The organism is Acidiphilium sp. 34-64-41 (genome assembly GCF_002282635.1).
In the GTDB taxonomy this organism is placed as follows: domain Bacteria; phylum Pseudomonadota; class Alphaproteobacteria; order Acetobacterales; family Acetobacteraceae; genus Acidiphilium; species Acidiphilium rubrum.
The window spans coordinates 1-22,547 of the sequence record NZ_NCJX01000034.1; the positions used below are offsets into that span (position 1 = coordinate 1).

21 protein-coding genes are annotated in these 22,547 nt (G+C 65.6%); 14 read left to right on the plus strand and 7 right to left on the minus strand.

Annotated features, from left to right (window positions below):
- Nucleotides 1-559 precede the first annotated feature (559 nt).
- Complete coding sequence (lpxC, locus tag B7X49_RS09170) at nucleotides 560-1,510, plus strand: UDP-3-O-acyl-N-acetylglucosamine deacetylase (RefSeq protein WP_286839099.1); 951 nt, start codon at nucleotides 560-562, stop codon at nucleotides 1,508-1,510.
- A 31-nt stretch (nucleotides 1,511-1,541) separates the two neighbouring features.
- On the opposite strand, the gene B7X49_RS09175 is transcribed toward lpxC, so the two are convergent.
- Together B7X49_RS09175 and crtD are read right to left on the minus strand one after the other, a co-directional pair.
- The gene (locus tag B7X49_RS09175; RefSeq protein WP_286703219.1) at nucleotides 1,542-2,477 is read right to left on the minus strand and encodes a carotenoid 1,2-hydratase; all 936 of its coding nucleotides are present in this window, start codon (nucleotides 2,475-2,477) and stop codon (nucleotides 1,542-1,544) included.
- Entirely contained in the window at nucleotides 2,474-4,024 is a 1,551-nt protein-coding gene (crtD, locus tag B7X49_RS09180) for a 1-hydroxycarotenoid 3,4-desaturase CrtD (RefSeq protein WP_286703218.1), read from the minus strand. Before crtD ends, B7X49_RS09175 begins: the two co-directional genes overlap by 4 nt.
- A gap of 113 nt (nucleotides 4,025-4,137) precedes the next feature.
- Here crtD and B7X49_RS09185 point away from each other — a divergent pair, with 113 nt between their 5' ends.
- From B7X49_RS09185 to pufC, 11 genes are all read left to right on the plus strand, one after another.
- Nucleotides 4,138-4,965 (plus strand): polyprenyl synthetase family protein, encoded by an 828-nt coding sequence (locus tag B7X49_RS09185; protein ID WP_353744416.1) that lies wholly within the window; start codon nucleotides 4,138-4,140, stop codon nucleotides 4,963-4,965.
- Nucleotides 4,962-6,083, plus strand: a complete 1,122-nt coding sequence (locus tag B7X49_RS09190; RefSeq protein ID WP_286703216.1) for a methyltransferase — start codon at nucleotides 4,962-4,964, stop codon at nucleotides 6,081-6,083. Before B7X49_RS09185 ends, B7X49_RS09190 begins: the two co-directional genes overlap by 4 nt.
- Nucleotides 6,084-6,203: 120 nt before the next feature.
- On the plus strand, nucleotides 6,204-7,142 hold the full coding sequence (bchC, locus tag B7X49_RS09195; RefSeq protein WP_286703215.1) for a chlorophyll synthesis pathway protein BchC: 939 nt from the start codon (nucleotides 6,204-6,206) through the stop codon (nucleotides 7,140-7,142).
- Nucleotides 7,139-8,107 carry a chlorophyllide a reductase iron protein subunit X gene (locus tag B7X49_RS09200; RefSeq protein WP_029312393.1) on the plus strand — a complete coding sequence of 323 codons (969 nt, stop codon included), beginning with the start codon at nucleotides 7,139-7,141 and terminating at the stop codon, nucleotides 8,105-8,107. The genes bchC and B7X49_RS09200 overlap by 4 nt, the downstream gene beginning before the upstream one ends.
- Before the next feature lie 2 nt (nucleotides 8,108-8,109).
- Nucleotides 8,110-9,537, plus strand: a complete 1,428-nt coding sequence (gene bchY / locus B7X49_RS09205; RefSeq protein WP_286703214.1) for a chlorophyllide a reductase subunit Y — start codon at nucleotides 8,110-8,112, stop codon at nucleotides 9,535-9,537.
- Nucleotides 9,537-10,973: a chlorophyllide a reductase subunit Z gene (gene bchZ / locus B7X49_RS09210; RefSeq protein WP_286703213.1), complete on the plus strand. Its 1,437-nt coding sequence runs from the start codon at nucleotides 9,537-9,539 to the stop codon at nucleotides 10,971-10,973. The genes bchY and bchZ overlap by 1 nt, the downstream gene beginning before the upstream one ends.
- A gap of 148 nt (nucleotides 10,974-11,121) precedes the next feature.
- Nucleotides 11,122-11,358: a light-harvesting antenna LH1, beta subunit gene (gene pufB / locus B7X49_RS09215; protein WP_029312396.1), complete on the plus strand. Its 237-nt coding sequence runs from the start codon at nucleotides 11,122-11,124 to the stop codon at nucleotides 11,356-11,358.
- Between the two features lie 13 nt (nucleotides 11,359-11,371).
- A complete protein-coding gene (gene pufA / locus B7X49_RS09220) occupies nucleotides 11,372-11,551 on the plus strand; it encodes a light-harvesting antenna LH1, alpha subunit (protein ID WP_029312397.1) in 180 nt (59 codons plus the stop codon).
- A 104-nt stretch (nucleotides 11,552-11,655) separates the two neighbouring features.
- On the plus strand, nucleotides 11,656-12,492 hold the full coding sequence (pufL, locus tag B7X49_RS09225) for a photosynthetic reaction center subunit L (RefSeq protein ID WP_029312398.1): 837 nt from the start codon (nucleotides 11,656-11,658) through the stop codon (nucleotides 12,490-12,492).
- Nucleotides 12,493-12,547: 55 nt separating this feature from the next.
- Complete coding sequence (gene pufM, locus B7X49_RS09230) at nucleotides 12,548-13,528, plus strand: photosynthetic reaction center subunit M (RefSeq protein WP_286703212.1); 981 nt, start codon at nucleotides 12,548-12,550, stop codon at nucleotides 13,526-13,528.
- Nucleotides 13,525-14,694: a photosynthetic reaction center cytochrome PufC gene (gene pufC, locus B7X49_RS09235; RefSeq protein WP_286703211.1), complete on the plus strand. Its 1,170-nt coding sequence runs from the start codon at nucleotides 13,525-13,527 to the stop codon at nucleotides 14,692-14,694. The genes pufM and pufC overlap by 4 nt, the downstream gene beginning before the upstream one ends.
- A gap of 352 nt (nucleotides 14,695-15,046) precedes the next feature.
- Here the strand turns inward: pufC and rfaE1 are convergent, their stop codons facing one another.
- Entirely contained in the window at nucleotides 15,047-16,453 is a 1,407-nt protein-coding gene (rfaE1, locus tag B7X49_RS09240; RefSeq protein WP_286839085.1) for a D-glycero-beta-D-manno-heptose-7-phosphate kinase, read from the minus strand.
- 292 nt (nucleotides 16,454-16,745) lie between these two features.
- Here rfaE1 and B7X49_RS09245 point away from each other — a divergent pair, with 292 nt between their 5' ends.
- Nucleotides 16,746-17,708, plus strand: a complete 963-nt coding sequence (locus B7X49_RS09245) for an Hsp33 family molecular chaperone HslO (RefSeq protein ID WP_286703210.1) — start codon at nucleotides 16,746-16,748, stop codon at nucleotides 17,706-17,708.
- On the plus strand, nucleotides 17,705-18,442 hold the full coding sequence (locus tag B7X49_RS09250; protein WP_286703209.1) for a hypothetical protein: 738 nt from the start codon (nucleotides 17,705-17,707) through the stop codon (nucleotides 18,440-18,442). Before B7X49_RS09245 ends, B7X49_RS09250 begins: the two co-directional genes overlap by 4 nt.
- A 35-nt stretch (nucleotides 18,443-18,477) precedes the next feature.
- Here the strand turns inward: B7X49_RS09250 and B7X49_RS09255 are convergent, their stop codons facing one another.
- The 4 genes from B7X49_RS09255 to B7X49_RS09270 are packed head-to-tail and all read right to left on the minus strand — an operon-like array spanning nucleotide 18,478 to nucleotide 22,476.
- Nucleotides 18,478-19,359 (minus strand): ADP-polyphosphate phosphotransferase, encoded by an 882-nt coding sequence (locus tag B7X49_RS09255; protein WP_286703208.1) that lies wholly within the window; start codon nucleotides 19,357-19,359, stop codon nucleotides 18,478-18,480.
- A 14-nt stretch (nucleotides 19,360-19,373) separates the two neighbouring features.
- Nucleotides 19,374-20,189 carry a phosphate/phosphite/phosphonate ABC transporter substrate-binding protein gene (locus tag B7X49_RS09260; protein WP_286703207.1) on the minus strand — a complete coding sequence of 272 codons (816 nt, stop codon included), beginning with the start codon at nucleotides 20,187-20,189 and terminating at the stop codon, nucleotides 19,374-19,376.
- Nucleotides 20,186-21,628: an aromatic amino acid lyase gene (locus B7X49_RS09265; protein WP_286839087.1), complete on the minus strand. Its 1,443-nt coding sequence runs from the start codon at nucleotides 21,626-21,628 to the stop codon at nucleotides 20,186-20,188. Before B7X49_RS09265 ends, B7X49_RS09260 begins: the two co-directional genes overlap by 4 nt.
- Nucleotides 21,625-22,476 (minus strand): helix-turn-helix domain-containing protein, encoded by an 852-nt coding sequence (locus B7X49_RS09270; protein ID WP_029312407.1) that lies wholly within the window; start codon nucleotides 22,474-22,476, stop codon nucleotides 21,625-21,627. Before B7X49_RS09270 ends, B7X49_RS09265 begins: the two co-directional genes overlap by 4 nt.
- Nucleotides 22,477-22,547 lie beyond the last annotated feature (71 nt).

Genomic DNA, 22,547 nt, shown 5'->3' on the forward strand with positions numbered 1-22,547 from the left:
AGCGCCAGCCCAGCTTCATGGACCAATACAAAATCAACCCCGACGGCAGCATCGACTTCACGCAAGAACAACTCCGCGATATCCTCGGCCCACCCCCACCGCCCGTGCCACCCTGGCACCAACCCTTCGTCCCCTCCTTCAACGTCAAAAAACTCTGGCGGAAGGGGCCATGATTTCGCACGCCTAAATCGTTACGATAACGCAACAACAATACCGAAAAGCCAGGGAAGTCCCTCTTTTTTAAAAAAGAACGGTGTCTTTCTTGGCTTATTTGGTGACGGCATCGGATGCGCTTGCGTCCAATCGGGCTGCTTCGAGGCTGCATGCGCGCACCTTCGCTCACGGGATATCGGCGTGTTACGGAGCGATACATAAAAATGCCGCAATTCCAGTTGGTTATGGCGAAACAATCAGAAATATTGATTGATTTCTTAACCAAAGCTTCACGGTATAGTGTGCGCTGCAACGAAAGATAGGTTTGGGCTCGGGTTTATGCGGGTCGGTGGTTGGTTTGGCATTTTTTGGAAGCTGGTTGGGTATGGATGGTGGTTTGAGCGGCATGATGGGGCGGTCGGCTGGTCCGTGGGATGGCGGGGCGGCTTGGTCCGGGCGGGGGGTGCGGCGCGGGTTGCGTTCGGCGATCGCTTGTCATGGCGTGGGGCTGCATAGCGGGGCGGCGGTGAGTTTGCGGCTGGTGCCGGTGGCGCCGGGCGCGGGGATTGCGGTGCGGCGGGTCGATTTGCCTGGGGCGCCGGTGGTGCCGGCCTTGTGGAATCATGTCGCGGATACGCGGATGTGTACGGTGCTGGCCGATCCGGCGCGGCCGGAGGTGCGGGTTGGCACGGTCGAGCATGTGATGGCGGCGCTGGCGGGGCTGGGCATCGATGATGCGATGATCGAGGTGGATGGGCCGGAGTGCCCGATTCTCGATGGGTCGGCGGCGGAGTTTGCGTTTCTGATCGGGTGTGCGGGGATTGCGGAGAGCGCGGTGGCGCGCGAGGCAATCGAAATTCTGCGGCCGGTGCGGGTGGTGGATGGTGCGGCGTATGCGGCGCTGGAGCCGGCGGGGCCGCGCGCGGGGGCGTTTGCGATGGCGCTGGAGATCGAGTTCGCCGCCGCGGCGATCGGGCGGCAGCGTTATGCGTGCGATCTGACGCCGGGCGGGTTTATCGCGGAATTGTCGCGGGCGCGGACGTTCACGTTTGCCGATGAGGTCGAGGCGTTGCAGGCGGCCGGGCTGGCGCGGGGCGGGAGCCTGGCGAATGCGGTGGTGGTGGATGGCGCGCGGGTGATGAACCCGGAGGGTCTGCGGTTCGGCGATGAATTCGTGCGCCACAAGCTGCTCGATGTGGTGGGTGATCTGGCGTTGGCCGGGGCGCCGATGCTGGGGCGGTTCGAGGGCGCGCGGACGGGGCACCGGATCAATAACATGGTGCTGCGGGCGTTGTTCGCCGATGCGGCGAATTATCGGATGGTCGGGGCGGTGAGTGAGCTGGCGGCGGTGGCTTAGGCGTTTGCGCCGGGTCAGATGAACCGCGGGGTCAGATAAATCGCCGGGGCATGCGGAAGGGTAGCATCGCCTGGACGACTGGCATTGTGAAACGATCGAGATCGAGGGTTTCGTGCACGCCATCGAGGCGTTCGCCGTCGATGGTCGTGGCGATGCGGGCGCGGGCGTAGAAGGGCGTATCCTCGAAGGCGCGCAGCAGGCGGGGTTCGGCATCGGCGTCGCAGCGGGTTTCGCGGGTGATGCGCCACCAGGTGATGGGCAGCGGGGCTTCGGGCGGGGCGTGCAGCGGTGCGGCGCCGCCGGCGGCGGTGAAGCCGAGGGAGAGTGCGGTGGTGCCGCCATCGCGGCGGTTGGCGTGGTAGAACACGCGCGCACCCTGGCGGCTTGGCGCGCGGGACCAGTTCCAGGTGGAGAACGCGGTGTGCATCGGGGCGTCGCCCTCGTTGCGGTCGAAATAGGCGTCGCCTTCCCAGGACAGCGCGGGTTTTTCGAAGGTGACGCTGATGCGCGCGCAGGGCGCGATCGGCTGCCAGCGGTGGGCGGCTGCGGCATCGAGTGGGTAGATGGTGGGTTCCAGCGCCTTGGGGTGCAGGGTGATGGTGCCGCGCATGGGTTGCGGGATGGGGGTGGTGAGTTCGGTGATGCGGGCGGTGAGGCGGTTGCCGTTCCAATCGAGCCGGCTGGGGCCGATGCCGAGCGTGCCGGGTTCGCGGATCAGGCTGCGGCGGCGGCGTTCGGTCATCGCCCAGAGGGTGCGGCGCGGGGCGTAGAGGGCGAGGTTGATCGCGACGTAATCCTCGGGGTCGGCGCCGCCCGGGGTGCGGCGGTTGGCGGCGGCGTAATAGGGCGAGAAGACCGAGCCGATGAAGGCGATCAGGGTGAGGGCGTGCAGGCCGTCATCGCTCAGGGCATCGACGTACCACCACGCGTAGCCGCCGCGGGGGATGGGGTGGTCGAACCGGATCATCGGCGGTCCGCGGCGAGGGCGGCGGCGGCGAAATGGCCCGATAGGGCGGCCATCGGCAGGCCGGGTCCGGGATGGGCGGAGCCGCCGGCGAGATAGAGGCCGGGCAGGGATGTGCGGGCGGCGGGGCGTTGGAACGGGTCACGCCAGCCCGCGAGGTCGCGGCCGTAGAGCGCGCCGCCGGCGCCGGGGAATTTTTCGTGGAACTCGACCGGGCCGGTCACGGCGGCATCGACCTCGGTGAGGGTGAGGCCGGCGGCGGCGAGGCGGGCGGTGACGCGCTGCCAGAGGGCAGCGATGGCGGCGGCATCCGGCGTGCCGCGATCGCCGGTGGCGGGGGCGTTGACCAGGATGAGCAGGCGTTCGGGCGTGGTGGGCGGCGATTCGGTGAGCGCGCCGGTGCGGTCTTGCGCGCAGAGATAGATGGTGGGGTCGGTGGGCAGGCGGGCGCGGGCGATTTCGGCGAATTCGGCGGCGTAGTCGGTCGAGAAGAAGACGTTGTGATGGCTGAGCGGAAAGCCGCTGACCCGGGCGGTGACCTGCCAGGTGACGGCGGAGAGCGACCGTTTGCCGTCGCGCAGCCTGGGCGGGATGGCGGCGCGTGCGGCAGCGCCGAGGGCGCCTGCGCTGATCGCGCCGAGTTCGGTGTTCGCGATGACGGCGGAGGCGGCGAGGGTGGTGCCGTCTTGCAGGCGGATGCCGCTGGCGCGGCTGTGTTCGACCAGAATTTCAGCCACCTTGGTGTTGTAGTGGAAGACCGCGCCAAGGCTGGTGGCGCGGCCGGTGATCGCCTCGGCGAGGCGGCGCATACCGCCCGCGATGCGCCAGACGCCGGCCTGTTCGGCATGGGCGATCAGCATGAGCGTGGCCGGGGCGGCGAAGGGTGAGGCGCCGGAATAGGTGGCGTAGCGGGCGAAGAGCTGGCGCAGATGGGGGTCGGCAAAGCAGGTGCCGAGGGCATCCCACAGCGAGGCGAAGGGCGAGGCCGCGCGGAAGGCGGCGAGGCCGGTGAGGCCGGCATTGCGCGTCACGCCGATCAGGCTGGGGGTGGGGTTGTGCATGAAACTGGCATCGAGCGTGCGGTAGATGGCTTCGCTGCGGGCGCGGAAACGGCGGAATGCGGCAGCGGCGGGCGCGCCGATGGCGTGGCTGATGGCGGCTTCGCTCGCGGCGGGATCGGCCAGCAGATCGAGTTGTGTGCCATCGCGCCAGTGATGCCGGGCGAGGATGGCGAGCGGGATGAGGGTGACGTGATCGTCGAGCCTGGTGCCGGCGCGGGTGAACAGAGCGTCGAAGATTTCGCGCATGGTGATGACGGTGGGCCCGGCGTCGATCTCGGCGGCACCGATGCTGACGGTGCGCAATTTGCCGCCGGGGGCGGCGGCTTGTTCCAGCACGACGACGCGATGGCCGGAGGCGGCGAGTTCAAGCGCGGCGGCGAGGCCGCCGATGCCGGCGCCGATGATGATGACCGGGTGGTTTGGGGTGGTGGGAATCGGGCGCGGCCTTCTGCGGGGGATCGGGAGCGAAATTGCTTGACGAACTGTCAATCAAATAGCACAGTCACGAGTGACAATCAAAGTTGACACATGCGGCTCGGTCCGCATGAGCGCCGGGAGGCTTCTGATGGATGCCGTAGCACTAATCGAGTCTTACCACCGCGATGCTCCGCGCTGAAGCGGGTGACGCGCCGCCGAAACTGGCGGCCGCGATGCGCCATGCGGTGTTTCCGCGCGGGGCGCGGGTGCGGCCGCGGCTGTGCCTGGCGGTGGCTTCGGCATGCGGGGCGCGGGATTTCGATGCGGCGGCGGCGGCGGGTGCGGCGCTCGAATTTCTGCACTGTGCTTCGCTGGTGCACGATGATCTGCCCTGTTTCGATGATGCGCCGATCCGGCGTGGTAAAGCCTCGGTCCATGCCGCGTTCGGCGCGCCGCTGGCGGTGCTGGCGGGTGATGCGTTGATCGTGCTGGCGTTTCAGACCCTGGCGCTCGGCTGTGCTGGGCAGCCGGAGGCGCTGGCCGGGTTGGTCGGGATTGTCGCGCAATCGGTCGGCATGCCGGGCGGCATTGTCGCCGGGCAGGCGTGGGAGAGCGAGGACGATGTCGATCTGGCGCGGTATCAGCGCGCCAAGACCAGCGCCTTGTTTGCTGCTGCCGCGATGGCGGGGGCGGTGAGTGCCGGTTACGCGCCGGCGGCGTGGCGGGCGCTGGGCGAGAATTTGGGCGATGCGTATCAGATTGCGGATGATCTGTGCGATGCGGCCGGTGATGCGGCGGTGTGCGGCAAGCCGATCGGCCAGGACAATGCGTTGCACCGGCCCAGCGCGGTCGCGCAATACGGGATCGACGGGGCGCTCGATCGGCTCGATGCGATCGCCGAGGCGGCGGCGGCATCGATTCCGGATTGTCCCGGAGCGGTGCCGTTGCGCGCGTTGATCGTGCAGGAAGCCAAGCGCCTGGTGCCGAAGGCGCTGGTGCGCGTGGCGGCATGACCGTCGCCGCCGTGGTCGGTGCGGCCCCGCTGGGTTGGCGCGACCGGTTGCACGCGATGCGTAACCGGCTGTTGGCGAGCCCGCGCTTTCAGCACTGGGCGGCGGCGTTTCCGCTGACCCGGCCGATCGCGCGGCGCGAGGCGGCGGCGCTGTTCGATCTGTGCGCCGGATTTGTCTATGCGCAGACGCTGTCGGCCTGCGTGAGCCTCGATCTGTTCGAACGACTCGCGGCGGCACCGGTGATGATCGGCACGCTGGCGGGTGAGGCCGGCATGGCGCCGGAAGCGATGCTGCGGCTGGTTCGCGCGGGCGCGGCGCTGCGCCTGCTCGAGACCGATGGCAGCAGCGCGCAGCTGGGGCCGCTGGGCGCGGCGCTGCGGGGCAACCCCGGCGTTGCCGCCATGGTGCGGCATCATGCGCTGTTGTATCGAGACCTTGCCGATCCGGTGGCGCTGCTGCGCGGCGAAGCGAGCGCGAGTCTTGCCGCGTTCTGGCCGTATGAACAGGCGAACGACGAGCGCGCGCTTGCGTATTCGGCGTTGATGGCGGCGACGCAGCCGATGATCGCCGGCGAGATTCTGGCGGCCTATGATTTCCGGCGGCACCGGCGGCTGCTCGATCTGGGTGGCGGCGACGGTAGTTTTATCGGCGCGGTCGCCAAGGCGGCGCCGTTGCTGGATGTAATGTTGTTCGACGTGCCGGCGGTTGCCGCACTGGCGGAGCAGCGACTCGCGGCGGCGGGGTTGGCGGCGCGCAGCCGGGTGCTGGCGGGCGACATGCGTTGTGATGTTTTGCCGCGCGATGCCGATATCATCACGCTGGTGCGCGTGCTGCACGATCATGACGACGCGCAGGCGATGGCGATTTTGCGCAATGCGCGGGCGAGTCTGGCATCGGGTGCGACCGTGATGGTTGCTGAGCCGATGGCCGGGACCAAGGGCGCGCAATCGATGGGCGATGCCTATTTCGGCCTGTATCTGTTCGCGATGGGCAGCGGCCGGCCGCGCCGCCCGGCCGAGCTGGTTGCGATGTTTGAAGCTGCCGGCTTCATCGGTACGAAACTGCACGCCACCCGCCAGCCGATGCTGGCGAGCGTGATGACGGCGGTGGTGCCGTGATGCCGCGTGGTTTCTTTGCGGACGAGTGTAAGTTTAGGTTGACAATCGAGACTGTCACGGTATTCTTACACTTGTGTCCCGGCAATCCTCGGGCACAGCACTCCACTGGGAGGACGTGCATTGCTCGATAGTCTCGCCGTCATCATCGAAGAACCGAAACATGTCGCTGTCCGCCGCATCGCGCTCGATGCACCGGGAGCGGGCGATGTGCTGGTCGAGATCGATTACAGCGGTGTGAGCTCCGGTACCGAGAAACTCATCTGGTCGGGCGCGATGCCGCATTTTCCAGGCATGGGCTATCCGCTGGTGCCGGGCTACGAGGCGGTGGGCCGGATCATCGATGCTGGGGCTGAGGCGTCATCGCGGATCGGCGAGCACGTGTTCGTGCCCGGTGCGCGCTGTTTTGGTGAGGTGCGCGGCTTGTTCGGCGCCAATGCGAAGCATCTGGTGGTCGGCGCCGATCGGGTTGTGACGGTAGCACGGGATCTGGGTGATCGCGGCGCGCTGATCGCGCTGGCGGCGACTGCGCAACACGCGCTGGCGGTGGCAGGCGGGGCGCCTGAACTGATCATCGGGCATGGCGTGCTCGGCCGGTTGATCGCGCGGCTCGCGGTGATCGCGGGTGGTGAACCCACCGTGTGGGAGACCAACCCGAATCGGATGGACGCTGGTAATGGCTACAGAATTTGCCATGCGGACGATGATGCGCGGCGCGATTATCGCAAGGTGATCGATGTCAGCGGCGATGCTGCGATTCTCGATACGCTGATCTCGCGCCTGGCACCGCAGGGTTTGATCACGCTGGCGGGGTTCTATGCCGCACCGATGCAATTTTCCTTCGCACCGGCCTTCATGCGGGAAGCCCGCATCGCCATCGCCGCGCAATGGCAGAAGGCCGACCTTGCCCATGTGACCGATCTGATCGCGACGCGGCGGCTCGACCTCGATGGTCTGATCACGCATCGGGTGCCGGCGCATGAGGCGGGTGGTGCTTATCATACCGCTTTCGGAACGGATACTTGCTTGAAACTGCTCATCGATTGGAGAGACGCATCATGAATGCAACCACTGGCCGCATCGCCCCCGATATCGAGGTGGGTGCCAGCGTGGCATCGCCCAAAAAGACCCAGATCATCGCGATCTATGGCAAGGGCGGCATCGGCAAGAGTTTCACGCTTGCCAATCTTTCATACATGATGTCGCAACTTGGCAAGCGGGTGCTGCTGATCGGGTGTGATCCGAAGAGCGACACCACCTCGCTGCTGTTCGGCGGGCGGTCCTGCCCGACCATTATCGAGACCTCGTCGCGCAAGAAGGCAGCGGGTGAGCCCGTACTGATCGGTGATGTGTGCTTCAAGCGCGACGGCGTGTTCGCGATGGAACTCGGCGGACCGGAGGTCGGTCGCGGCTGCGGCGGGCGGGGCATCATTCACGGGTTTGAACTGCTCGACAAGCTCGGCTTTCATCAATGGGATTTCGACTACGTGCTGCTCGATTTCCTGGGCGATGTGGTGTGCGGCGGGTTCGGTCTGCCGATCGCGCGTGACCTGTGTCAGAAAGTCATCGTGGTCGGTTCGAACGATCTGCAATCGCTCTACGTTGCCAACAACGTTTGCTCAGCGGTCGATTACTTCCGGAATCTGGGTGGTAATGTCGGCGTCGCGGGTCTGGTGATCAACAAGGACGATGGCACCGGTGAGGCGCAGGCGTTTGCCGAAGCCGTCGGTATTCCGGTGCTCGCCGCGATCCCGGCCGATGAGGACATCCGGCGCAAATCGGCGAATTATGAAATCGTCGGCCAGTTGGGCGGCCAATGGGCACCGCTGTTCGAGGCGCTCGGCGTGCAGGTGGCCGAGGCGCCGCCGATCCGTCCGAAGCCGTTGAGCCATGATGCTCTGCTCGGCCTGTTCAAGGGCGATGCGGTCGGCCGCGGCGTGACGCTCAACCCCGCCAGCCTTGAGGATATGTGCGGCTCGACCGTGTTGAACAAACCTTCGCTCGAAATCGTCTACGAGGGCGCTTGAGCATGAGCCCGCCCGATGGCATCGCAATGCCTGCCAAGCCTGCTGCAACCGGCTGTCACGGTGGTGCGGAAACCATGCAGGATGCGGCGCGTGCGGCCGGGAAATCGGCAATGCTCGATCGGCTTGCGGCCGATTATCCGAAAGGGCCGCATGATCAGCCGCAATCGATGTGTCCGGCGTTCGGCAGCCTGCGCGTTGGCCTGCGGATGCGCCGGGTGGCGACGATTCTGTCAGGCTCGGCCTGCTGCGTTTATGGCTTGACCTTCACCTCGCATTTCTACGGCGCGCGCCGCAGCGTGGGCTATGTGCCGTTCGATTCGGAAACGCTGGTGACCGGGCAGTTGTTCGAGGACATCCGCAAGGCGGTGCGCGAGACCGCGCGCCCGGCCGAGTATGATGCTGTGGTGGTCATCAATCTTTGCGTGCCCACCGCCTCCGGTGTGCCGCTGGATTTGTTGCCGAAAGAGATCGATGGCGTGCGCATCATCGGCATCGATGTGCCTGGATTCGGCGTGCCGACCCATGCCGAGGCGAAGGATGTGTTGGCCGGCGCGATGCTGCGCTACGCCCGCAACGAAGCCGAGGCCGGGGCGGTGGCCAGCCCGCGCACCAAACTCGCCGATGGTCAACGCGTGACCCTGATCGGCGAGTTGTTTCCGGCCGATCCGCCGGTCGTTGCGGCGATGCTGGCGCCGATGGGACTGGCGATCGGGCCGCAGATTCCCGCGCGTGAATGGCGTGATCTGTATGGCGCGCTCGATTGCAGTATCGCGGCCGCGGTGCACCCGTTCTATACCGCCAGCATTCGCGAATTCGCCGCAGCCGGACGGGCCATCGTCGGCTCGGCACCGGTGGGTGAGTCCGCCACCGCCGACTGGCTCGATGCGATCGGCAAGGCGGCCAATATCAGTGCAAAAACCATCGATATCGCCAAGGCGCAGGCGCTCGCGCCGATCCGCGCGGCGATGGCGGCGAACCCGACGACCGCGCGACTGATCGTGTCCGGCTACGAAGGTTCGGAATTGCTGGTGGCGCGCTTGTTGATGGAAGCCGGTGCGACGGTGCCTTATGTCGGCACCGCGCTGCCGCGCACGGAATGGAGCGAGCCTGATCGCGCCTGGCTCGAAGCGCAGGGAACGCATGTGCAGTACCGCGCCTCGCTCGAACAGGATATTGCCGCGATGCGTGATGTGAAGCCGGATCTGGCGATCGGCACCACGCCGCTGGTACAGGCGGCGAAGGAGCAGGGCACGCCGGCGGTGTATTTCACCAACATGGTCTCGGCCCGGCCGGTGTTCGGCACCGCGGGGGCTGCGGCCTTGCCGGGGATCGTAGCGACGCAATGCAAGGGCCGCGAACGGTTCAGCCGGATGGTCGGGTTTTTCGAAGCGCCGGGTTCGACGAAACCCGCCAAGGCGGAGGTCGTCTGATGCTGGTGCAGGACCACGACCGGGCGGGCGGCTACTGGGGTGCGGTTTACGTGTTCTCGGCGATCAAGGGATTGCGCGTCGTGATCGACGGGCCGGTGGGCTGCGAGAATCTGCCGGTGACCGCGGTGTTGCACTATACCGATGCGCTGCCACCGCATGAATTGCCAATTGTGGTGACCGGGCTTGATGAAGATTCGCTCTCGATGACCGGCACCGAAGGGCCGATGAAGCGCGCCGCCGCGATCGGGGACCAGAAAATTCCGGCCGTGGTGGTGACCGGCAGTATTGCCGAGATGATCGGCGGCGGCGTGACACCCGAGGGCTCGAACCTGCGCCGGTTTCTGCCGCGCACGATCGATGAGGATCAGTGGCAGAGTGCCGATCGTGCGCTGGTCTGGCTGCATAGCGAATTCGGTAATCTCAAGGCGAAGCGCCCTGAGGTGAAGGCTGAAAAACCGCGCGTCAATCTCATCGGGGCGATTTACGGTACGTTCAACATGCCGTCCGATCTGGCGGAAGTGCGGCGCCTGGTCGAAGGGATTGGCTGCGAGGTCAATCTGTCGTTTCCGCTCGGGTCGCATTTGAAGGATACACCGAGACTCGCCGATGCCAGCGTCAATATCTGTCTGTATCGCGAATTCGGCCGTAAATTATGTGAGGAACTCGGCAAGCCGTACTTGATGGCGCCGTTCGGCATTCACGCCACCACAAATTTCCTGCGAAAGCTCGGCGAACTCACCGGGCTCGATCCGGAACCGTTCATCGCGCGCGAGAAGGAGACCACGATCAAGCCGATCTGGGATCTGTGGCGCAGCGTGACGCAGGATTTTTTCGCGACCGCGAGTTTTGCGGTGGTCGCAACGGAAACCTACACCCGCGGGCTGAAGCGGCTGCTTGAGGAAGATTTAGGCATACCCTGCACATTTTCCTTCGCGCGCAAGCCGGGCGTGAAGCCCGACAACGATGCGGTTCGCGCGGCGATCGCCAAGACGCCGCCGCTGGTTTTGTTCGGCTCGTTCAACGAACGGATGTACGCCGCCGAGCGCGGTGGCCGTTCGATGTATATTCCGGCCTCGTTTCCGGGTGCGATCATCAGGCGCGCCACCGGCACGCCATTCATGGGATATGCAGGGGCAACCTACGTTGTTCAGGAATATTGCAACGCCTTGTTCGACGCGCTGTTCACCATTTTGCCGCTGGGCACCGAGCTCGACAAGATCGATGCGACGCCGGCGAAAGCGGATACCGCCGATCTGTGGGATGCCGGCGCGCTCGCCGCACTCGATCGTCATCTGGCGGATGAGCCTTATCTGATCCGCATTTCTGCGGCCAAGCGCCTGCGCGATCGTGCCGAGCGCTGCGCGCAGCATGATGGATCGCCGCGGGTGACCGAAGCCCATGTTGCCACCGCCTTGCGTGAGAGGGAGCTCGCATGAGCCCCGCGCGCCAACCGATGCCCGCCGTTCTGGCCGGGCCACCCCATCGTTCGCAGTCCCATGGGCTGCGGCCGTCCCCCCGCGCGGGGTCCGCGCGGAACTGGTCTGACCCGGCAACGTGCCAGTCCATATCGAGGATACCTCTATCATGTCCATGACCACACAAGATCGGGAGGGCTCGCTATCGGGTCTGACCGAGCGCGAAGCCAAGGAGTTTCACTCCATCTTCGTGATGAGTTTTATCGGCTTCGTTATCATCGCTGTGATCGCCCACTTCCTGGTATGGCAGTGGCGCCCGTGGATCCCGGGTCCGCATGGCTATGTCACCGGGTTCCTTACCAACGCTCACATCGGGGTGAAAATGCTCACCTCGCATATCGGTTGAGGGAGGACATACCATGTGGCGCATGTGGCTTCTGTTCGATCCGCGCAGGGTTCTCACCGCACTCGGGGTTTTCCTGTTTGCGCTGGCCATCCTGATTCACTTCATCCTGCTCAGCACGCCACGGTTCGACTGGCTCGGCGGAGCACCGGCGATGACGATGCAACAGCAATCGTCGATGCCTGCAAACAAGTAACGGGGGCGACAGCCCTTCGCCAACCCCGGTGACCGCCAGACGATCGGGCGGCACCGGGGGAAGGGCCCCCAACTGCGAGTTCAAGAGCGACAAGGAACAGCCCGATGGCAATGCTCAGTTTTGAAAGAAAATACCGCGTCCGCGGCGGCACACTGCTCGGCGGCGATCTGTTCGATTTCTGGGTAGGGCCGTTCTACGTCGGTTTCTTCGGGGTCATCGGCGGATTCTTTACCCTGCTCGGGACCGCCCTGATCATCTGGGGTGCCGCGATCGGCCCCACCTGGAATATCTGGCAGATCAATATCGCCCCGCCCGATCTCTCCTACGGGCTCGGCTTCGCCCCGCTCGCCCACGGTGGCCTCTGGCAGATCATCACCATCTGCGCGGTCGGCTCCTTTAGCTCCTGGGCGCTGCGCGAGGTCGAGATATCGCGCAAGCTCGGCATCGGTCTGCACGTGCCGGCCGCGTTCAGCGTTGCCATTTTCGCCTATGTCACGCTCGAAGTCATCCGCCCGCTGCTGATGGGCGCCTGGGGTGTCGGGTTTCCCTACGGCATCATGTCGCATCTCGATTGGGTGTCGAACACCGGCTACAACTACATCAATTTCGAATACAACCCGATGCACATGGTCGCGGTGACGCTGTTTTTCACCACCACCTTCGCGCTCGCGCTGCACGGTTCGCTCGTGCTGGCCGCAATCAACCCGGCCAAGGGCGAAGTGGTGAAATTCACCGAACATGAAGACACGTTTTTCCGCGATTTCATCGGCTATTCCATCGGCACGCTGGGCATCCACCGGCTCGGCCTGTTCCTGGCCCTCGGCGCGGGGTTTGCCAGCGCCGCCTGCATCCTGATTTCCGGACCGTTCTGGACCCAGGGCTGGCCTTCATGGTGGGGTTGGTGGTTGCATCTGCCGATCTGGCAATTTGGCGGTCACTGAGCACCGTGATGAAAACGCCGTCATCCAATAACATCCCGTCAGTAGGGAGGCTGTAATGCCCGAATACCAGAACATCTTCACCCGGGTGCAAATCCGTGGACCTCTGCACGATGGCGTGCCCGCCCCCAGCGGCATCTGGGGCCGGCAGGGCAAGCCGTTCTTCAGCTACTTCATGGGCCAGATCGGCAATGCCCAGATCGGGCCGATCTACCTCGGAACCCTCGGCATCGCCTCGATCGCGACGTTCGTGATCGCGTTCGAGATCATCGGCCTCAACATGCTGGCCTCGGTGAACTGGAACCCGATCCGCTTCGTGCGCGATCTGCCGTGGCTTGCGCTCGAACCGCCGGCACCCTCCTACGGGCTGCGCCTGCCGCCGCTGCAGCATGGCGGCTGGTGGCTGATGGCCGGGTTTTTCCTGACCACCTCGCTCATCCTCTGGTGGGCGCGCATCTATCGCCGCTCCCGCCAGCTTGGCATTGGCACGCACACGGCCTGGGCGTTCGCCTCCGCGATCTGGCTCTATCTGGTGCTCGGCTTCATCCGCCCGCTGTTGATGGGCAGCTGGGGCGAGGCACCGCCGTTCGGCATCTTTCCGCACCTGGACTGGACGGTTTCGTTCTCGCTGCGCTACGGCAATCTGTACTACGACCCGTTCCATATGCTCTCGATCGTGTTTCTGTACGGTTCGGTCCTGCTGTTCGCGATGCACGGCGCGACCATTCTGGCGGTCAGCCGGTTCGGCGGTGAACGCGAAGTGGAACAGACGGTCGATCGTGGTACCGCCGCGGAGCGCGCCGCTCTGTTCTGGCGCTGGACGATGGGGTTCAACGCCACGATGGAATCGATCCATCGCTGGGCCTGGTGGTTCGCGGTGCTGACCACGCTGACCGGCGGCATCGGCATTCTGCTCACCGGCACGGTGGTCGATAACTGGTTCCTCTGGGCCGTGAAGCATCACGTCGCACCGCCCTATCCGCATGTTTACGGCCATGTCGCCAATCCGATCACCTCGGGCACGGGAGCGCAACAATGAGACTGACAATCCCGCTCGTCGCCCTGATCGGCGGCCTGGCGCTCGCCGTCCTCGCGGTGCTCACCCTGCAACGCCCGCCGGTTCATGTCGAACAGGATGGCTACCGCGGCACCGGCATCCAGTTGATCTCGAACCCGGCCGCAACGGCGGCCGCCTTCGCCATCAACCAGGCGCCGGCCACCCTGCCGCAGAACAACGCCGGCCCGCCGGCCGGCAGCATCTACAAGAACGTGCAGGTGCTGAAAAACGTGCCCGCCGGCGCCTTTGCCCGCATCATGGTGTCGATGACGCAATGGGTCGCCCCGAAGCAGGGCTGCGGCTACTGCCACGTCAGCGGCAACTTCGCCTCCGATGCGAAATATACCAAGCGCGTCGCCCGCCGCATGATCCAGATGACGATCTATACCAACGCCGTCTGGAAATCCCACGTCAAGAACGTGGGCGTGACCTGCTACACCTGCCATCGCGGTAACAACAACCCGCAATATGTCTGGTTCAAATCGGTCGAGCCGCCGCACGCGACCGGGCTGATGGCGACCGAAACCGGCGAGGCGCGGCCCTCGCTCGCGGCCGATGGCTCGGCGCTGCCCTATGATCCGTTCACGCCCTTCCTGGTCGGCAAGCCCAAGGGCGGCGTGAATGCCATGATCAACACCGCCGGGACCACCGCCCTGCCGGATGGCAACCGCATGTCGATCCAGCAGACCAACTGGACCTACGCGCTGATGATGAACTTCGCCACCTCGCTGGGGGTCAATTGCGAATTCTGCCACGAATCACGCAACTTCGGCTCGTGGTCGGAAAGTACGCCGAAACGCGTGACGGCCTATTACGGGCTGCACATGGTGCGCGGGCTGAACAACAACTACATGGTTCCGCTGACGGCCACCTTCGCGCACAATCTTCTCGGTCCGTCCGGCGATGTCGCCAAGGTGGATTGCTCGACCTGCCACCAGGGGCTCGCCAAGCCGCTGTATGGCGCACAGATGGCCAAAGCCTTCCCCTACCTGCAAGGCCCGGCCACGCTTGCCGATGCCTCGCCGACCTCGCCGGCTGCCAGCGGTGAAGCTGACCCGGCCATGATCACCATGACGAGCGCACCGGCCGCCGCAGCGCCGGCCAGCGCTGCTCCCGCACCGGCTCCCGCGGGGCAAGCGGGCAAATAACGCCCAACGCATGGTGTCGAAAAGGCGCGGGCCGCTGGGTCCGCGCCTTTTTTTGTGGCTGATGCCGGGGGGGTGGGGAAAGTAAGCAAGGCCAGGGGCTCTCCCTCCGGAGCCATTCCAGCGATGAAGAGCATCGCTGGAACCTTCGGCTCCTCCGCCCCTGGACCCCGTTAAAGGCGGAGCCTTTAAAATCCATTCGTTTTAGGCAAGGGGAGGGCGCTGCCTCGGTGGTTCAACTGATCTGGCCTGGGTCGCCCTCCCCTCGCCTAAAACTAGCGGGTTCTAAGGGCTAAGCCCTTAGTGGGGGTCGAGGGGGCAGAGCCCCCCGCCTTGCTTAGTTTCCCCCCCGGCATCAGCCGCGTAAGCGCTGCACCGTGGCTGTGGTTGAGTGGCCGGCCAGCAGGTTGGCGAGCATGACTTTGCCGCCCCAGGATTCGACTTCGCGCGCGCCGACCACGGTGTCGTGTGTGTAGTCGGCGCCTTTTACCAGCACGTCTGGCCGGATGACATCCAGGACTTCCAGCGGCGTATCTTCCTCGTAGATGACCACGAGATCGACGCTGGCGAGCGAGGCGAGCACTGCGGCGCGGGCGGCTTCGGGCTGCACCGGGCGGCTTGCCCCTTTGAGGCGGCGCACCGAGTTGTCGGCGTTGATCCCGACGATCAACCGGTCGCACGCGGCGCGGCATTGTTCGAGCAGATGGATATGGCCGGGATGCAGTTCCGCGGCTTCGGCCGCCACCTGGCGCGTCACCACCTTGCGCAGCGCGCCGGATGCTGGCTTGACCGCATCGATCAGATCGTTCGGCCGTGCGACCGCGGTGCCGACCTTGCCGACCACCAGCCCGCCCGCGATGTTCGACAGCCGGGCCGCGACTTCGAGCGACAGGCCTGCCGCCAGCCCGGCGGCGAGCACGGCGACCACCGTGTCCCCCGCGCCGGAGACGTCGTACACTTCGGACGCCTCGGCCGGATAATGCCGCTCGGTGGTTGCGGTGATCAGGCTCATGCCATCTTCGGCACGGGTGCACAGCACCGCGCCGAACCCGAATTTCGCGATCAGCCCGCGCGCCGCCGCGACGATCGAGGGTTCGTCATCGAGATCGAGGCCGGTGGCCGCGGCCAGTTCCCGCCGGTTCGGGGTGATCACATCCGCACCGGCGTAATGCGACCAGTCCGATCCCTTGGGATCGACCACCACTTTTCGCCCGATCGCGGCGGCATTGGCGATCAGCGCGCGTGCCAAATCGGGTGCCAGCACCCCTTTGCGATAATCCGACAGCACCGTGACCGAGGTGGCCGCCATCGCATCCGAGGCGATTTTCAGCAGCCGCTCGCCGAGCTTGGCCGGCAGGGCGGTGATCAGTTCACGATCGGCGCGGATCAGATGCTGGCCAGCGGCGATATAGCGGGTCTTGACCGTGGTGGCGCGGCCGTTTTCCACCAGCAGCCACGGCTCGACATTGGGTTGCCCGCCGATCAGCGCGGTCAGATCGGAGCCTTCCTGATCATCGCCCACCACCGAGACGAAGGCGGTGGCCGCTTCCAGCGCTGTCAGGTTGCGCACGACATTGCCCGCGCCGCCGGGCATCGAAATTTCGCGCGTCACCGAGAGAATCGGCACCGGCGCCTCCGGGCTGACCCGCTCGACCCGGCCATAAACATAACGATCCAGCATCAGATCACCGACCACCAGCACGCTCGCGCGCGCTAGAGAGTGAATCGCCGCGATCAGATCGCCATCGTCATGCTCCGTCATGGCGCATCGCTACCGTGCAGCGGCACGCGGGGCAAGCGGTTTGATCAATGGTTGGGCGCGCGGGTGGTTTTGGGCTTGGGGGGTGGGCGCGAAGGGTCGTTGAGGGCATGAAGCACTTCTTTTTTTGTAAAAAAAGAAGCAAAAAAACTTTTTTGATCTGGGACTGGGATGGTGACATGGCTCGTGCCTTGAGTCGGAAAGTTTTTTGCTTCTTTTTTTCAAAAAAGAAGACCTTTCTTCCTGCTCGACGCGGGCAATGGCAAAATGCCGCGCGTGCCTCTATCTATGGGCCATGAGCACGCTGCCCCATTTTCTCGACCGTAACCGCCCCGATGTGCCCGACCTTGCGGTGCCGCGCGGTGTCACGCCGTTTTTCCTGCCGAAACAACCGGTTCGCGGCCGGCTGGTCCGGCTTGGACCGCTGGCGGATGCGCTGCTGACCCGGCACGACCATCCGGACGCGTTGCGCACCATGCTGGGCGAAGCCTTGGCGCTGGTCGCCGGGTTGGCTACCGCGCTGAAATTCAGCGGCACGTTTTCGCTCCAAGCAAAGGGCGACGGACCGGTGCCGATGCTCCTGGCCGATTGTACCGATGCCGGCGCCCTGCGCGGCTACGCCCGCCTTGGCGAGGATGCCGCCATGCCCGAAGCGCCCACCGCGCGCGCGTTGATGGGGGATGGCTACCTCGCCTTCACCGTCGATCAGGGGCCGGACACCGAACGTCACCAGGGCATCGTCAGCCTTGAAGGCGATACGCTGGCCGACATGGCGCTGCATTATTTCGCAACCTCCGAACAGCTCGCCTGCGCCATCCATCTCGCCTGCGCCGAAACACCGGCCGGGTGGCGGGCTTCCGCGCTGATCATTGAACGCATCGCGGGCGCCGGCGGCATCGACCCGGAATTGTCGGAAGAGGCGCAGGAGGAATCCTGGCGCACCGCCAAAATCCTCGCCGCGACCATCACCGAGGCGGAATTGCTCGACGATGCGCTGCCGCCCGACCGCCTGCTGTACCGCCTGTTTCATGGTGAGGGTGTCGCGGTCGATCGCCCCCGCCCGCTCGCCTATGGCTGCCGCTGCTCGCGCGCCCGGCTTTCCGACGTGCTGCACGGGTTTTCCGAAGACGACCTCGATCACATGACGATCGATGGCGACATCACCATGACATGCGAATTCTGCAACGTCGATTTCCGCTTCCCGCGGGCCGATATCGCGCCCGCCGAACCAGCCGAACGCCGGGAGGACCAACCATGAAACCGATCAGTCTCGCCGTATTCCTTGCCTTGGCAGCCCCACTCGGCCTGGCTGCATGTTCGAGCGGTCCACCGGTGCAGACCAGTTTTCCCGAACTGCAATACACCTATTTGCCGCAGATCACCCTGAAGGTTGCCAGCGTTTCGGTGCGCGATGAATATCTGCCGGGCCCCAACGCCGCGCAGATGATCGCGGATGCGCCCGAGGCGCCGGCCGCCGTGCTCGAGCGCATGGCCCGCGAACGATTGATCGGCGATGGCAGCCCGGGTGCGGCGACGTTCACCATCAAGCGCGCGGCGCTCGAACAGGTGGGCGATAATCTTGAAGGCACCATGACGGTGGAACTCAGCGTCAATACCAGCAACGGCCAGCGGGTCGGCTATGCCGATGCCACGGTGTCGCGCAGCGAAACCGCGCCCTCCAACGAAACGCCCGATCGGATGCGCGCCGCCCTGTATGCGCTGACCAAGCGCATGATGGCGGATATGAACGTCGAACTCCAATACCAGATCCAGAAGAGCCTGCCCGACTGGCTCGCCTATAGCCCCACGCCCGGCATGGCCCCCGCCGCGTCCACCCTGCCGCCCACCTACAACGCCAATAACGGTATCGTGGCACAACCGCTCGGCGGCTCGGCCCCGGCCACCGGCGCCAGCCCCGCGCTGGTCGGCCCACCGGCCGTGCCCGGCCAGACCCTTGGCACCATGCCACTGCCCAGCCCGCAGGTGCAGTGATGCTGGCGTGGATGCCCCCCCATCCATCGACAGCGTCAGGCGAGCAATTGTTTGCGGATATCGAGCAGGGCGGCGCGCCGTGCGTGGTCGGTGCGCGGGTAGTTCATATCGAGCGCGGTCAGCGTATCGAGAATGATCTGTGACACGATGAGACGGGCGTTGTGTTTGTCATCGGCCGGCACGACGTACCAGGGCGCCTCGGCGGTGCTGGTCGCATCGAGGCAGGCTTCGTAGGCGGCCTGATACTGGTCCCAGAAGCCGCGTTCCTCGATGTCGGCGGTGCTGAATTTCCAGTTCTTTGCCGGATCGTCGATCCGTGCGAGTAAGCGCTTGCGCTGTTCATCTTTGGACAGGTGCAGGAAGAATTTGATGATTCTGGTGCCGTTCAGCGTCAGGTGATGCTCCAGATCGTTGATCGAGCGATAGCGGGTATCCCAGAACGCGCCCATGTCGTGCGGATTGTCCGGCGGCGGGTCGGGCAGGGCCTCGCTGGTCAGAATGTCAGGATGCACCCGGGTGATCAGCACTTCCTCGTAATAGGAGCGGTTGAATATGCCAATCCGGCCGCGTTCGGGCAGGTTGCGGGTGGTGCGCCACAGAAAATCATGCTGCTGTTCCAGCGCGCTCGGGTGCTTGAAGCTGAACACCTGGCAGCCCTGCGGATTGACGCCCGACATCACGTGCTTGATCACGCCGTCCTTGCCGGCCGCGTCCATCGCCTGAAAGATCAGCAGGATCGCGTGGCGGTTCGAGGCGTAGAGGAGCTGTTGCAAGGCGCTCAGCTGATCGACATGGTCGGACAGCAGTTTTTTGTAGCTCTTCTTCGAATCGAAAAACGGCTCGATTTCGGTTGGCAGCTTGTGCAGCCGGACGGTGTCGCCGGGTTTGATGCGGAATCGGTGCGGATCGATTTTCAAACCAGTCTCCTCGCTCAGCGGAGTAAAGGGTAGACCAGCGCCGCGGCGGCTTCGCCCATCGTGCGGATCGGCGCGTAATCGGCGGCGGTAAGCCGCGCGATCCCTTTGATATGCAGGATCGCGCGGACACTGGCCAGTGACGGATCGTCCATCACCGAATCCAGCGCCGCGATCATGCGCTGCACCACCTCATCTTGCGTCGCGGCGGCGGTGACCAGGGGCAGACCGGGCGTGGTGGGGGAGCGGCACAGGACGCGGATGCCGGCGCATTCGCCGGGTGCGTGATCAGCCAAAAGCCCGTGCGTCACGCAATCGATCGCGGCGATATCGGCCGCACCGGTGCGGACCGCGCGCAGGCTGTCGCGATGCGCGCCGGTCACCAGCACGCGCCGGAAAAACGATGGGCCACCGGCGATCGGTGCCACCACCGCGCGCAACGCGCTCATGCCGGATTGGCTGTTCCAGCCGTTGATCGCGGCGATGCCGCCGCGCAGATCGGCAATGCGCTGGGCCGGATGATCGGACCGCACGATGATGAGGCTGCAATAATCCGCCCCATCGCAGCCGGGCAGATCGTAGCACGGGGTTGCCACCAGACGGACGGTTTCGCGCAGCGTGGTCATGAACGGCAGGCCGCAGGTCTGCGCCAGTACCAGGGCCGGATCACGCCAGATCGTCTCCAGCGGTCGGTCATGCGCCAGCGCGTCCGGCACCGGTGCGATGCCGTCTGCCCGCATCCGGTCGCGGATCGCCTGCCACAGCCGATCGATCGCCGGGCGCAATTGCGGCAGATCGTACATCGCAAGGCTGGCAACCGGCGCGGCGCTCATGACGCGGCGATAACAATGGCGCGCGCCGCACTCAGGTCGAAAATCGCCTCGCCTTCCACGCCGATCGGCAGCAGCGGCCGCAGGGCGGTGAACAGCGGTCCGGTGCGGGCACCCAGCGTCGCGGGAGCGATGCCGCGCCGCGCGATCGCCCAGGCGGCACAGACCGCCTCGATCGTGGCGAGGTTCCACGCCGGTGCGAGCATCTGTTCGAGCTGATCGACCGCGACCGGCGCGTTGCCCGCGACATCCTCGACCCCGTCGCCCAGCTGGCCGCGAAAATTCAGCACCGCCGGGTTCGCCGCCTGCCGTACCGATGCGAGGCAGTCGTGCCCGGCCAGCCCGGTCGGCAAGCCGCTGAACTGCGCCCATTGGATTTTATGGATGCGCTCGCCCGCGGCATCGCACAGCCTAGCCAAAGCGAGCCGCAGCGTATCGAGCGTCAAGGCCAGCAGCGTGGTGTCCATGTTGCCGTGCGAGATGAACGGGGCCGGCGCGTCATCGCCCCACAGCACCAGCGGATTATCGGGGATCGCGTTCAACTCCCGCTCCCAGGCGTCCCACGCGAAATCGAGCGCCGCCGCCGCCGCGCCGTGGATTTGCGGCACGCAGCGAAAGCTCAACGGGTCCTGCAGCAAGCGGTTCACCCCGCCGGCCAGCAGCGCGCCACCGGCCAGCGCCGCGCGCAGGCGCTGACCCACCGCACTCTGCCCCGGCTGGCCGCGCGCCTGATCGACCGCCTCGCTCCAGGACGCCGCATTACCTTGAAACCCTTCGAGCGACAGACAAGCCACGAGGTTTTGCACCGCGAACAGCCGCCGCGCCTCGGCCAGCGCCAGGCTGCCGAGGCCGAGGGTGAGGGCGTTGCTGTTGAGCAGCGACAGCGCCTCCTTCGCGGCCAGCCCATCGAGCGATGCCGCACCGCGCCCGCCGGCGCCGACGCCGGCGCGGCCGATGATGCCGAGCGATAATTGGCTCATCGCAACGATATCCGACATGCCCGACGATGAGCCGAGTACCGCATCCGGCAGGTCATCGGCCTGCAACCGCGCCAGCAGCGCATCGACCAGGACCGGCCGCACGCCGGTACGCCCTGACGCCATGATGTGCAGCTGGATCGCCAGGGCCGCCCGCACCCCGGCGCGGCTGGCGCGCGGAGCCGGCGCGATCGTGGCATGGGCGGTGATCAACCGGTCGTTGAAGGCGGCGATGGTGGCGGGATCGACCGCGAAATCCTTCTGGCTGCCCACCCCCGTCGTCACGCCATAGGCGGGGATGCCGGCGGCGACGATGCGCTCGACCACCGCGCGTCCGGCGGCGATGCGGGGCACGGCGGGCGATGCGAGCGCGGGCGTGGCACCGCCGTGGGCGAGCGCTTTGAGGTCATCGATGCTGAGGCGCGCGCCGAGCTCGACGATCGGCGCCTTGGCGGTCTGGCTCAATCCGGGGGTACTTTCAGGTTGGAGAAAAACGCCGCGATGTCGGGCGGTTGCACCACCGCGCCGCGCACCAGCTGGTCGAACCGGCGGATCAGGGCGCGGATATGCTCGGTCCAGGTGAACACGAAATAAAATCCGCCGACGAACACGGCCGCGCGCGTGGTGCCGAACACGGTGAACGGCACGGAATACAAATCGCGCCGGTCGAACAGGAACAGCCGGAAACTCGGGTACAGCTCGCGGCTGAGGGTCTGGATGCGCGCGATCTGCTCGGCCCGGTCAACCGCCGCCAGACCGGCCCAGACACCCCGGCCGGCGGCGAATTCCTCGATCGCCTGGACCGCGGCGCAGGCTTCGATTTCGGTTTCCGGGCGTTGCAGATATTCCAGCCGGCTGGTCACGCTGTCCCAGCGGGGCGGCGCATCGCCGCTCGCGTGACGATATTCATGCATCAGCACGGCCTCGGTCTTCAACAGATCGGGGAAGCCGACCGGCACGGTGCGGATCTTGTTGCCGGCGGTCTCGACCATCCATTGAAACATCCGGTCATCGATCGGCAGACCCTCATGCGGTTCGATCTGCATGATTTCGCCGAAACTCGCCTGGGTCACCTGTTCGCGCAGATTGAGGCCGAGCAGCCAGTCGGTCGAGACGCCGCAGGCGGTGGCGATCGCCACCAGCGTTTCCGCGCGCGGCAGGCGAGGGGTCTGGTCGCTGAGCAATTGCGTCAAGGTCGATCGATCGAGCCCGGTGGCGCGGGCAAACGCCGCCTGCGTCATGCCGCGCTGGGCAATCACGTCGAGCAGGCGGTCGCGAAACGCGGGCGCGGCGATCCGGCGATCAGGAACCATGGTGGATCATCATCATCGTGCTGTGTGAATTATCATCACATGACGCGTTCTGTCTACAACTCGCACGTTTC